Origin of the sequence: Specibacter sp. RAF43 (assembly GCF_052114065.1) — a bacterium.
GTDB lineage: Bacteria > Actinomycetota > Actinomycetes > Actinomycetales > Micrococcaceae > Specibacter.
Window position 1 is genome coordinate 1 of sequence record NZ_JBFREA010000046.1, and the last position, 11,232, is coordinate 11,232.

9 protein-coding genes and 1 pseudogene are annotated in these 11,232 nt (G+C 65.4%); 2 read left to right on the forward strand and 8 right to left on the reverse strand.

Annotated features, from left to right (window positions below):
* Window positions 1-885 precede the first annotated feature (885 nt).
* A complete protein-coding gene (locus AB4Y80_RS16505) occupies window positions 886-1,548 on the reverse strand; it encodes a Chromate resistance protein ChrB (RefSeq protein WP_442215427.1) in 663 nt (220 codons plus the stop codon).
* A 376-nt stretch (window positions 1,549-1,924) separates the two neighbouring features.
* On the opposite strand from AB4Y80_RS16505, the pseudogene AB4Y80_RS16510 reads away from it, so the two are divergent.
* A pseudogene (locus AB4Y80_RS16510) lies at window positions 1,925-2,746 on the forward strand (trehalase-like domain-containing protein); the annotation flags it as partial.
* Here the strand turns inward: AB4Y80_RS16510 and AB4Y80_RS16515 are convergent.
* From AB4Y80_RS16515 to AB4Y80_RS16540, 6 genes are read right to left on the reverse strand one after another with little or no spacing between them, the layout of a single operon-like run.
* Window positions 2,668-3,633 carry an enolase C-terminal domain-like protein gene (locus AB4Y80_RS16515; protein WP_442215428.1) on the reverse strand — a complete coding sequence of 322 codons (966 nt, stop codon included), beginning with the start codon at window positions 3,631-3,633 and terminating at the stop codon, window positions 2,668-2,670. The pseudogene AB4Y80_RS16510 and the gene AB4Y80_RS16515 overlap by 79 nt on opposite strands.
* The gene (locus AB4Y80_RS16520; protein WP_442215429.1) at window positions 3,623-5,428 is read right to left on the reverse strand and encodes a thiamine pyrophosphate-requiring protein; all 1,806 of its coding nucleotides are present in this window, start codon (window positions 5,426-5,428) and stop codon (window positions 3,623-3,625) included. Before AB4Y80_RS16520 ends, AB4Y80_RS16515 begins: the two co-directional genes overlap by 11 nt.
* A 12-nt stretch (window positions 5,429-5,440) precedes the next feature.
* Window positions 5,441-7,096 (reverse strand): GMC family oxidoreductase, encoded by a 1,656-nt coding sequence (locus AB4Y80_RS16525; protein ID WP_442215430.1) that lies wholly within the window; start codon window positions 7,094-7,096, stop codon window positions 5,441-5,443.
* Window positions 7,075-7,737: a gluconate 2-dehydrogenase subunit 3 family protein gene (locus tag AB4Y80_RS16530; protein ID WP_442215431.1), complete on the reverse strand. Its 663-nt coding sequence runs from the start codon at window positions 7,735-7,737 to the stop codon at window positions 7,075-7,077. The genes AB4Y80_RS16525 and AB4Y80_RS16530 overlap by 22 nt, the downstream gene beginning before the upstream one ends.
* Window positions 7,734-8,216 (reverse strand): hypothetical protein, encoded by a 483-nt coding sequence (locus AB4Y80_RS16535; RefSeq protein ID WP_442215432.1) that lies wholly within the window; start codon window positions 8,214-8,216, stop codon window positions 7,734-7,736. The genes AB4Y80_RS16530 and AB4Y80_RS16535 overlap by 4 nt, the downstream gene beginning before the upstream one ends.
* 26 nt (window positions 8,217-8,242) lie before the next feature.
* Entirely contained in the window at window positions 8,243-9,328 is a 1,086-nt protein-coding gene (locus tag AB4Y80_RS16540) for an SDR family oxidoreductase (RefSeq protein WP_442215433.1), read from the reverse strand.
* Between the two features lie 253 nt (window positions 9,329-9,581).
* On the opposite strand from AB4Y80_RS16540, the gene AB4Y80_RS16545 reads away from it, so the two are divergent.
* Window positions 9,582-10,040, forward strand: a complete 459-nt coding sequence (locus AB4Y80_RS16545) for an ImmA/IrrE family metallo-endopeptidase (protein WP_442215435.1) — start codon at window positions 9,582-9,584, stop codon at window positions 10,038-10,040.
* Here the strand turns inward: AB4Y80_RS16545 and AB4Y80_RS16550 are convergent.
* On the reverse strand, window positions 9,962-10,309 hold the full coding sequence (locus AB4Y80_RS16550; RefSeq protein WP_442215434.1) for a ParB/RepB/Spo0J family partition protein: 348 nt from the start codon (window positions 10,307-10,309) through the stop codon (window positions 9,962-9,964). The two genes, AB4Y80_RS16545 and AB4Y80_RS16550, sit on opposite strands and share 79 nt — an antisense overlap.
* Between the last annotated feature and the right edge of the window lie 923 nt (window positions 10,310-11,232).

An 11,232-nucleotide genomic window follows, 5' to 3' on the forward strand; every position in this document is an offset into this window, starting at 1 on the left:
TAGTTACCCAATCATCCAAATTGATCACCTTCAATGATGTCAGGTGGCCTCATTTTCAATTGGCGATAGTGGCCCTATTTTCGGTTGGCGTCGACAGGAATTTTCTGCTTCGCAGTGTTTTCAAGGTTTGGAATCCGGTTCGAGTCCCACCTCGGGCACCGTATTACCGCAGGTCAGGGGCTGTTTGCCCTGCGAGGTGTGTACAAAACCACGGAATCTGTTCTCATGGTGGCTCTTTTTATGCAGCGGGCTGGTTGTCCAGGGGCTGATTTAGCTGTGGTTCAGTGGCTGTTCCTCCGTGGCTGCTTGGAGTGAATTTTCCTTACACCTGTTCATAGTGCTCTGGAGCCTTCACGACGTGAGTGGGGGAGCCTCACTTGACGGAATTTTAGTTCGGTAGGAGTGAGGCGCCCGGCGCTCTGTACGCAGTGGGTGTTGAGGCGGCCTTCCTATATTCATCAGAAGCGTTGTGCTGATCGCCGTCGGCCCCTGACCTGATCCTGATCGGCGTTGCCCAAGGCGGCCGCGCTGATGACGGCCAAGGCGCTTGGGCGGAAACTTCACGACGACCCGCTTGGCAAAGTCGTAGCGCTTCAACGGTCCGCTCTGTGTCGATAGCAGGCACAACCATCGTGCTGAAGCAACACTCGTAGGGTGCACAGCCTGACCGCGGGGCGAGCCCTAACTGGGACGGCCGTCGCGGGTGCGGAAGGTGGCTAGTGCCTCCGCGTCGCTGGCGGCGGATCGGATGAAATAGTTGGCCCATGCCTCACGATCCGGGTAGGTCGATGCGGCGACGACTCTTGCCACTGCAGCGTCAATGTCACTGATGGTTCGGTGCAGTGTGACCGAGCCCCCGCGCAGCAGCGCCCAGCTGCCTCCTGGTTAACCGTAGGGCATGCCTACGCTGCCTGGGTTGATCACCAGGCGCCGGTCGACGAGCCGGATAAATGGCATGTGAGTGTGCCCGCACACGACCGTCCGAATTTGTTCGGGCAGTTCACTAAACACGTCGGCCCAACGTTCCAGGCTGCTGTCAACGAGGACTACCTCTTCGTCACTACGGGGCGTGCCGTGGCAAAACAGGACGCTGCCGAAATCCTTAATGTCGATAGTCACCGGATGCTCCAGCCCGGCGAGCAGAGCGATGTGAGCGGGCGAGCGCTGTCCCGCCGCCCATGGGGTCACGTCGTCTGGGATGTCGATGGATTCGCCTCGGGCCAGGGAAACCAGCTCCCGCTCGGCGTTCCCGCGCACCAGCAGAACCCTCTTGCCCAGCGATGCCAGTCGATCCAGCACTTCAAAGAAGGCACAGTCCCCGGAGAACTCCTGCCATTCGTCCAGGCGCTGGGCACGGAAAACATAACGAAGCGGATCTGCTTCGTGGTCGCCCGCTCCGGGCGTAGGCAGCACGAGAATCTCCCCGGAACCAAAGGCCGCCAACTCCACGACTTTCTGGACAGCCGACGAAAAATGCGGCGTGTCAGGCACTGTCCATACACCGGTGGAGACCGGTGCGGCACCGATCTTGCGCAGTTCCCGCCACACAGCAACCCTTGTCCGGGACGACTCCCGGGGAGGCAAACGGACAATCAGGACCAACCAGTTCTTGGCAGATACATATCCGTAACATAGTGGGATGTAACGCCTGTTACGTACGAGCGTGTGTCGAGGGCGGGCATGGCCAACAGGGACCCAGGGAATGATTCCCTCCCGTATCAACCAAAGACGTAGATTCATTTTTAGTCTACAAACGGCCAGGGGCGCAAGGCGTCCCTTGGCCGACGGTCACCGGCACGGCCCAGGGGGCCCCAAAACCCGGTGGCGGCGGGGGTGGTCGCCAAGTTTTGCAAAGCCTAGACTCTCAAAGGTGTTGAACGTTTCGAATGAACCGTTCCCGCCGCACGTCCTGCGGGAATACACCATGCTGGCCGACGGCGAACGTGCGGCCTTGCTGGGCCCCCGCGGCGACGTGGTGTGGATGTGCGCACCGCGCTGGCACAGCGACGCCGTATTCTCGGCCCTTGTGGGCGGGCCAGGGGTGTTTGCCGTGACCCCCACGGATCTGCACACCGTCTGGGGCGGAAGCTACGAGGACGGCACGCTTGTTTGGCGCAGCCGCTGGACCACGCATTCCAGCCTGATCGAGTGCCGGGAGGCCCTCACGTACCCGGGCGAGCGTGAGCGGGCCGTCCTTCTGCGCCGGCTGCGCGCCGTCGCTGGTGCCGCGTCCGTCCGGGTGGTCCTCGACGCGCGGGCCAACTTCGGCAGGCGCAAAATGAGCCGCCTGGCCCTCTCGGAGGGCCTCTGGACGGCCCGGTCGGGCGAATTGCACATACGGCTCAGCGGGGCCGCTAAGGCCCGGATCGACGAAGGCGTGCTTTCGTTGGAGATCAACCTCCCCGAGGGGCAGGAACATGACTTGGTGCTGGAGGTTTCCTCGACCCGCCTGCCGCGCAGGCCGCCGGACCCGGACGAGTCCTGGACTGCCACCGAGCAGGCCTGGAAACGGGCCGTCCCCACCTTGGACAACACCATCGCCGCCGACGACGCACGCCAGTCATATGCAGTGCTGCGCGGCATGACTGGGGCGGGAGGCGCCATGGTGGCCGCCGCCACGATGGGACTGCCGGAACGAGCCAACGAGAAGCGCAACTACGACTACCGCTACGCATGGATCCGCGACCAGTGCTTTGCGGGCGAGGCCGCCGCGGCCTGTGGCGCATTTAGTCTGCTGGATGACGCCGTCGGCTTCGTCGCAGGACGATTGCTTGCGGACGGCCCGCGGCTGCGGCCGGCGTACACGGTCGACTGTGAGCGGATCCCGGATGAAAGGGATCTGGGACGGCACAGTTCCCGATAGTACGCAAGGTCCGTTCCGTATTCGCCCGCCGCAACGTCGGCGTCAACCCGTCGGCGGACCTCGCGCAGACCCGCGAAATCGTCCGAGGGCACCGGTTCCTCCAACCAACCGATCTTGAGGTCCTGGACCCTCTGCATTACCCTGATGGCCTGCTTGGCCGTGTATGCCCCGTTGGCGTCGACGAACAGTGCGGTTTCGGGACCGATGATCTCACGGGCCTGTTGCATCCTGGCCACGTCCCGGTCTTCGCTGGTGCCAAAGGATTCGCCAATCTTGATCTTGACCCGCGGGATTCCCTGGCCGTGCACCCAGCCTGTCAGCTGATCGGTGAGCTGTGTTCGGCGGTACGTGGTGAAGCCGCCACTGCCGTAAACGGCGACGTCATTGCGCACGGCACCCAGGAGGCGGTRCAACGGCAGGCCGAGCAGGCGCGCCTTGAGGTCCCACAAGGCGCAGTCCACGGCCGAGATGGCATAGCTGGCCGTTCCCGGAAGCGGGGCATTGCGTGCTGCACGGGCCATGGCGCCGGTCGCACGGCCCACATCGAGCGCGGGCAGGCCCACCACGACGGGGGAGAGCAGTCCCGTGGCCAGGTTCTGGCAGGCGGCCGGCCCATACGTCCATCCGAAGCCCGTCAGTCCGTCGGCGCGGACTTTCACCAGCACCAACGTGGTGGATCCCCAGGCGAACGTGCCGTCTCCCTCCGGAGCGTCGGTGGGTACGGTGTAGGCCGCTGCCTGCAGTTCCTCGACGGCGGGGTCACGTTGCATCTGGGCCCTCCTTGTGGGGGAGCGCCTCCTGGAGTTTCGTCTTCACTCCCTCCTTGATGAAGCCCCAGGCGCTGGCGTCGCCCTTCATGACGGACTTGGCGCTGTCCATCGCCTGCGCCAGGGTGGCGTGTGGGGGGATCGGAGGGACGTTGGGGTCGACCCGGACGTCGAGGACAGTGGGCCGGTCGGCGGCGAGCGCGCGCTCCCAGGCCGGGCCGACGTCGTCGGGCGTCTCCACGGTGATGCCCTGCAGGCCCAACAGGTTCGCGAAGTCGCCGTAGGGGACGTCGGGCAGGGTCTGTGACGGCTCGAACGACGGCGCGCCCTCCATGGCGCGCATCTCCCAAGTGACCTGGTTGAGGTCGTTATTGTGCAGCACGGCCACGATCAGGCGGGGGTCATCCCATTCCTGCCAGTAGTGCTTGATGGTGGCCAGCTCGGCCATGCCGTTCATTTGCATGGCCCCGTCGCCGGCGAAGGCCACGACCGGGCGGTCCGGGTGGCCGAACTTCGCGCCAATGGCGTACGGCACGGCCGGGCCCATGGTGGCGAGGGCGCCGGAGAGGGAACCGCGCATCTCGTCACGGAAGCGCAGCTGGCGGGCGTACCAATTGGCGCTGGAACCGGAATCAGCCGTGACGATGGCATTGGACGGCAGGCGGGAGGAGAGTTCTGAAAACAGCCGCATCGGGTTGATCGGCTCGGCGTCCACGCCGGCCTCCATGTCCATGGTTTCCCACCAGCGGGCCACGTTGTCCACGATGGTTGTGCGCCAGGATGTGTCCTCGCGGGGGTGCAGCAGGGGGATCAGTGCCTCAAGGGCCGTTTTCGCGTCGGCGACGATGTTGCATTCGTACCCGTACCGCAATCCGATCATCTTCGCGTCCACGTCGATTTGCACGGCGCGGGCCTGCCCCGGTTCCGGCATGAACTGGGTGTAGGGGAAGCTGGACCCCACGGTCAGGAGTGTGTCGCAGTCGCGCATCATTTCGTAGCTTGGCCGGGTGCCCAGGAGTCCGATGGAGCCTGTGACGTAGGGTTGGTGGTCGGAGAGGACGTCCTTGCCGAGCAGTGCCTTCGCCACTCCGGCGCCGAGCAGTTGCGCGACCTCCATCACCTCTGCCCGGGCGCCGCCGGCCCCGGTGCCAATCAGCATGGCCACCTTCTTGCCCGCGTTGAGGATGGCGGCGGCATCCCGGACGGCCGCCGGGTCGGGGCTGATGGTGGGCCAGCGTACGCCAAGGCTCGAGGGGACCATCTTGAACGCATGGGTGGGCCCGGAGTAGGGCATCTCCTGCACGTCGGAAGGAATGATGACCGCCGTCGGGGCCCGTTCGGCCAGGGCGATGCGGATGGCACGGTCCACGACGTTGGGAAGCTGCTGTGGGACGGTGACCATCTGGACGTAATTGCCGGCCACGTCCTTGAACAGGCTCAGCAAATCCACCTCCTGCTGGTAGGCGCCCCCCATGGCGCTTTGCGCCGTCTGGCCGACGATGGCGACGACCGGCACATGGTCCAGCTTCGCGTCGTAGAGCCCGTTGAGCAGGTGGATCGCACCGGGGCCGGAGGTTGCCATGCACACACCCACCCGGCCGGTGAACTTGGCGTAGCCGACGGCCTCGAACGCTGACATCTCCTCGTGCCGGGACTGGATGAATTTGGGCTTGTTCCCGGCCCGGCCGAACGCGGCCAGCGTCCCGTTGATCCCGTCCCCGGGAAACGCGAATACGTGCTCAACCCCCCATTCGCGCAGGCGCGCCAGCAGGAAGTCTGAAACTGTCTCCTTGGCCATGATGCATTCCTTTCAGTGGGTGCCGGCGCGGCTGCCGGCGATGAGCCGCGACGCCGCGCGCGCTGCGACGGCCATGATGGTCAGGGCTGGGTTGGCGCTGCCCTGCGTGGGCAGCACGCTGCCGTCCACGATGAGCAGGTTCGGTACGGCGAAGCTCACACAGTCGGCATCGACCACTCCGGCGTCTTCGGTTGCGGCCATCCTGGCTCCGCCGACGAGGTGGGCGTAGCGGTCGATCGTCATGACCTCTTCGGCACCGGCTGCGCGCAGGATTTCCTCCATGACGGACCGGGCGGCGCGCATCAGGGCCCGGTCGTTGTCGCATTGCGAGTAGCTGAACTTGGCGACGGGCATGCCGCGGCGGTCCTTTTCGTCGGCGAGCGTCACCCGATTGTCCGCCTGGGGCAGCAGTTCACACAGCGCGCCCAGTGCGGCCCAGTGCACGTAGTCGCTCATGTACGCCCTCAGGTCCGTACCCCAGTGGCCCTGCGCCACGACGTGCTCGGCCCACGTGATCGGCAGCGGTGAAACGGTTTGGATGGAAAAGCCGCGCTTGTAGGGTTTGGCGGGGTCGGTTTCGTAGAAGGCCTCGGTGCTGACCTCGGGCGGGGGAGCCTTCCACATGCGCACCTCCGCATCGAAGCGGCCGGCGGTTTGGGGCGCGCCCTGGACCATGAGGTAGCGGCCCACCTGGTCGAAGTCGTTGCACAGGCCGTCCGGGAATCGTTTCGTGGCGGAGTTGAGCAGCAGCCGCGGCGTTTCGATGGAGTAGCCGGCGACGGCGACCATGCGGGCCCGTTGGAAGTGTTCCGTGCCGCGGTGCTCGTAGTGGACCCCGGTAGCCCGGCCGGTGCGCCCGTCCACCTCCAGGCGTGTGACCATCGAGTCGGCGCGGACCTCGGCGCCGTGCGCCAGGGCGTCCGGTATGTGCGTGATCAGTGGCGAGGCCTTGGCATTGACCTTGCACCCCTGCAGGCAGAAGCCCCGGTAGATGCAGTGCGGCCGGTTGCCGAATCGACCGTTGGTGATGGCCACGGGTCCCACCTTCGCCGTGATGCCCAGCTGCCGTGCCCCGCGCAGGAACGTTTCCCCGTTGCCCGATACCGGGTGCGGCCGGTGCGGGTAGCCGTGTGGTTCCCCCCAAGGCCAGTGTTCGCCCGCCACGGGCAGCTCGGCCTCCAGATCCTGGTAATGGGGCCGGAGGTCTTCGTAGCCTATTGGCCAGTCGGCGCCGACGCCGTCCACGGCGTGGGTGTGGAAGTCGCTGGGATGGAATCGGGGTACGTAGCCGGCGAAGTGCACCATTGACCCGCCAACGCCTCGTCCGGAGTTGTTCGAACCCAGTGGCACCGGGTCGGTGCCGGAGATGACCCGGGGCTCCGTCCAGTACAGGTGGTGGGATGCAGCCTCATCGCTCACCCAATCCACCCCGGGGTCCCAGAACGGCCCGGCCTCCAGGACCAGCACGCGCCACCCGGCCCGGGCCAGGCGTTGGAGCAGCGTGGAACCGCCGGCTCCGGCACCGACCACCACCAGATCCACCTCGTCACCGTCGTCAAAGCGGCGCATGCCCTCCCGGAGCCCGTGGTTCAGGCCGGGGCCGGCCGGCAGCAGCCAGGCTGATTCGTTGCGGCCGCGAACCCGGTTCACGGCCGCGCTGCCCGCCACGCCGGGTCCTGCGCCGGCCGCGCATCGGCCACCTCCACCGGATCCCGGGCATCCAGTCCCAGGTTTTTGTAGCCGCGCGGATACGCGGGACCGGCAAAGCCGATTTCGTCCCAGGCCCACGGGTGGGAGTAAAAGGCCGTGCACGCATACCGCGTCCACAGGCTCCACACGCGGGTTGCGGGCCAGTCGTGCCACAGTTCCTTTCCGAGGTTCTGGATGCTCTGGAGCACCCGGTGCTGTTCCTCCCAGGAGGCATCGGCGAATTCGGTGCCACAGCGCAGGAGCGCATCGTGGTCAAGCCAGGCCAGGGTGAGCTGCCAGGCACGCCCGTCATCCGTCATTTCCTCAAAGTGCCAGCCGTCGGTCTGACCCTCCGCCAGCCGTGCGTCGACCATTTGCACTATCGGGATGCGCGGCTCCTCCCGCTGGCCCAGCAACTGGTTAAACAGGGCATCCGCGGCCGCCTCCTGGGAGGGCGAGAGGTAGCGCATGTGCGGTTGGCGGCCCAGCCGCTGCATCACCGCCGCCGTTGTCTGCTCGTCCCAATGACTGGCGAGTGACGCAGTGTGCAGGCCGGGAAAGCGTCCGCCGCCGTCGCGCTCAGACAGGGGCAGCGCGTCACCCGCCCTCGGGGCCGTCATCGTTCGCGTCTGAGGATGGCGGCCAACAATCCCATGGCCCCGACCATGGTGACCAAAAGCGGGGCCAACAGCGGCGGGCCCATTTCCATGTTGTAGCGCAGGTTTGCGAAGCCGCCTGGCTTTTGCGCTATCCCCCGCGCATGCAGCCAGGTGCCTTGCAGCCCGTTGGCAACAATTAGCGCAGAGGCCACGGGAAGCGCCGTCTTGGCCAGGCGCTTGCTGAAGAACCCGGCGACGCCGGCGGCCGCGCCGACCGGGCCAAGGACGATGGGTGCCCACATCCACGGGTCGCCGAAACTGGCCTTGTCGTGCTCGAAGTAGATCTCCGCAGCCGTCACCAGCGAGCCCACGGCCGTCACGGCGGACAGCGAACGCTCGAAGCGACCGGTCTCGATGTTGTGCACCATCCGGTCAATGCCAACCAGTGCCTCCGCGACCGGTTCGGGCGCTTGAGCGCGACGTTTAGGCAAGGCATTCATGGTGTCTCCTCTCAATTCCGGCGGGTTCAATGGGTGCTCCGCCGCGCCAGGGTGAGGACACTGGCCAGTCCGGCCAATGCCGCCGCAACCAGCAGCCCGTGGTGCTGGGAGGCCCACAGCTGGGCGCTGCGCGGAGAGGACCTCTCGTCAAAGGCGCCATGGGCGCCGTAGTCCCGTTCGGCGTCGGCCGGTTCCCACAGATTGGCCGGTTGGTCCGCCGGCTTCGCTTCGGCGGTCTGCTGAGACTCATATCCTGTCCGGGCCAGGTATCGATCCAGCAATCCGGGAGCGATCGCGTTCGCGGCCAGGACTTTCATGGTGCTCCCGCCGACCCAGTATTCACGCCGTCGGGGGTGGGCGGCGGCGTACAGTACCGCCCGGGCTGCCACCTCCGGCTGGTAAATGGGCGGCACCGGCTGGGCCTTGCGGGGAAGCCGGGAGAGCACCCACGAGAATTGCGGGGTGTTAACCGCCGGCATCTGCACCATCGTGGCATGTATGCCGCTGTGGTCGTGCAAAAGCTCACACCGCAGTGATTCATGGAACCCCTGGATGGCGTGCTTGGCGCCACAGTAGGCGCTTTGCAACGGGATGCCCCTATAGGCGAGCGCCGAGCCGACCTGGACGATCGTGCCGCGGCCGCGGGGGATCATGCGATGGAGCGCGCTCATGGTGCCATAGACGAAGCCGAGGTAGGAGACATCCGTGACGCGCTTGAACTCGCCGGCGCTGATTTCGGATAAGGGTGCAAAAACGGACGTGAACGCGACATTGACCCACACGTCGATGGGCCCCCATTCCGCCTCGACCCGCTCCGCCGCGGCGTCAACTTCCGCCGCCACGGCCATGTCCACGCAGATCGGCAGGGCCGCCCCTCCCGCTTCGGACACCTCGGCCGCCGCGGCCGACAGGCCGGCCGCACCGCGCGCCAGCAGTGCGACGTTGTCCCCGGCGCGGGCGAACGCAACGGCGGTGGCCCGGCCGATGCCTCCGCTGGCCCCGGTCACCACCACCACCCGCGGATGCCGGCCGACGCCGGCGGCCGATGCCGCTCCCGCGGGGGATGGGCTTGCCGGGTGGTGGTTGGTTGCTGGTTCCGTGGAAGAGTACATGAATCGTCCTTTGGCAGGGCCGCGGCAATTCGCAGCCGGCGCTGCTTGCCGACTAGGTGCCGTGCCACGGTTGAACCCTGCGCCGTCGGCACGTCCGGTTGTTCGGGCGGCGTGCCTGGTGCATGACCTCAACCCTTCTTGACGCTATCGCGGCCCTCGGTCGTTGTCCACAGGTTGGCGCCAATCGCCTGCCTCGTTGTTGCGGTCCAAAGGTCTGTCAGGGGTGGCCTGTTCTGCCAAAATCGGGGTCCCAATGCGGTGTTCCAGCCGGGAACACATCTTCTCCAGGACTGCTCGGTCCTGCTTCTTGCCCGGCCTGAAATATGGGAGAAACTTCTGTATCCCAGTGCTTTCAGAGGCGAAAAATTTGGCCAGCGGATACACAAAATTAACCGCCCGCGTCGTCAGTATTGAAGTCTGGCTCACGCCTGAGCAGCGAGTTGCTGTCCGGGGCCACGAACTCGGACACGTCCTACTGCACGTCACCAACGGCGGGCTGGGCCAGCCGCACGGCAGCAGCGCCGAGGATCGAGACCTCGCAGAAGTGGAAGCCGAATCCGCTGACCGGGGCATATTCCATCCTTCACCCGGCTGCTGGCGGCAAAGCCCTTGTCCGGAACCGATAACGCCGGGTCAGTTCTCGGCCGGGCGTTGGCCGCGACGTGCAATGGCGTCGAGTACCTGCTGCCTTGAGAGCCCGCGCTGTCGCTGAGCGACGGCGATCGCGAACTGCAGGACATCGCTTCGCCTGCCTTCTCGCACATCGGCCCTTACCGTGGAGCGGCCGAGCTGTTGGGCTGCGGCAAGACGGTGGTGGCCATCGGCCAGAAGCAAATTGCCGTTGACGTTAAACACCACCACAGGCGTCGACTCGTCCAGATGCTTTAAGTAGTACGAAACCCGGTCTGGATCCAGATGGGGCCGGCTGCGCTCGATCGAGTCTTGCGCCAGGTCACAAATCGAAAGCTCAATGATCGGCATGCGTCCAGTTTGACCTATGAGGGCGAAGGATCGCACGACTGGCTGATTGACGATGCAGAGGGCTTGCAGCGCCTCGGTTCGCTGCATCGCTGTCGCGGTGGACAACCGGTCGGCCGATCCGCTCGGTCAGTGTCACGATGATCCCCGGGACCCAACCGTGTCCGTTGTGGTCGTGTTGACAGTGACAACGCATTTTTCGTCGGACTCTCAGGACTGGGCTCCACATTCGTTACCCGTCGATGCCGCAGCCAAACAAGTGCCATGATTCCTGGGATGCTTCTATATTTGTCAAGCTGCCGATAGCGGCGGAATTGTTGTCAGGGTCCGGTGGATTAGTCTGTTGATGTAGCGCTTGATGCTCCGTCCTCCGGCGGTCCGGCGTCGACGTATGCGCGGGTGCCTTGATGGGTGCGCATCCTCGCGCCCATACCGCGCATCGCCGGCAGCGAGGGCGCGTGCTTAATGGTCAGGTTCGTGATCTGGATTTCATTGGCTTTCAAGTCACTATCCGGTCCGAAACCTGCTTGGCAAGGTGCACGGGTTCGCTCCGGGCAATAGCGGCACCGAGTGCTTCATCGCGTTGGCGCCACGCCGATGATCCTAATTTGAGCCGCCGCCGATTGGATAAGCGGTGCCTCGCACAGGTCCACAGTTGTTGGACTCGAGATTCCCTATCTGACTCCACAAGCGGTCAGTGCGCGATTCATTCCTCCTCTGGGGCCACTCATAGTGGGGGTGCCTTCTCATTGGCGCGGTCGGACGCGTTTGTGGTCGGGAAAGAATCCGTGGTCGAGACCCCAGAGGATGGCGTTCGAGCGGTCGGTGACACCGATACGGCGGTAGCAGCTACGGATAAAAGGTCTTGACGGTATTGACTGATAGCCGGGCCCTGTCTGCTATCTCGGCGTTACCGAGGCCTTGGG

Excerpts from the sequence above, each read along its gene's own strand:
- AB4Y80_RS16540 (WP_442215433.1), bottom strand. The coding sequence starts at position 9,328 with ATGTACTCTTCCACGGAACCAGCAACCAACCACCACCCGGCAAGCCCA.
- AB4Y80_RS16530 (WP_442215431.1), bottom strand. The coding sequence starts at position 7,737 with ATGACGGCCCCGAGGGCGGGTGACGCGCTGCCCCTGTCTGAGCGCGAC.
- AB4Y80_RS16545 (WP_442215435.1), top strand. The coding sequence starts at position 9,582 with ATGCGGTGTTCCAGCCGGGAACACATCTTCTCCAGGACTGCTCGGTCC.
- AB4Y80_RS16550 (WP_442215434.1), bottom strand. The coding sequence starts at position 10,309 with ATGCCGATCATTGAGCTTTCGATTTGTGACCTGGCGCAAGACTCGATC.
- AB4Y80_RS16535 (WP_442215432.1), bottom strand. The coding sequence starts at position 8,216 with ATGAATGCCTTGCCTAAACGTCGCGCTCAAGCGCCCGAACCGGTCGCG.
- AB4Y80_RS16520 (WP_442215429.1), bottom strand. The coding sequence starts at position 5,428 with ATGGCCAAGGAGACAGTTTCAGACTTCCTGCTGGCGCGCCTGCGCGAA.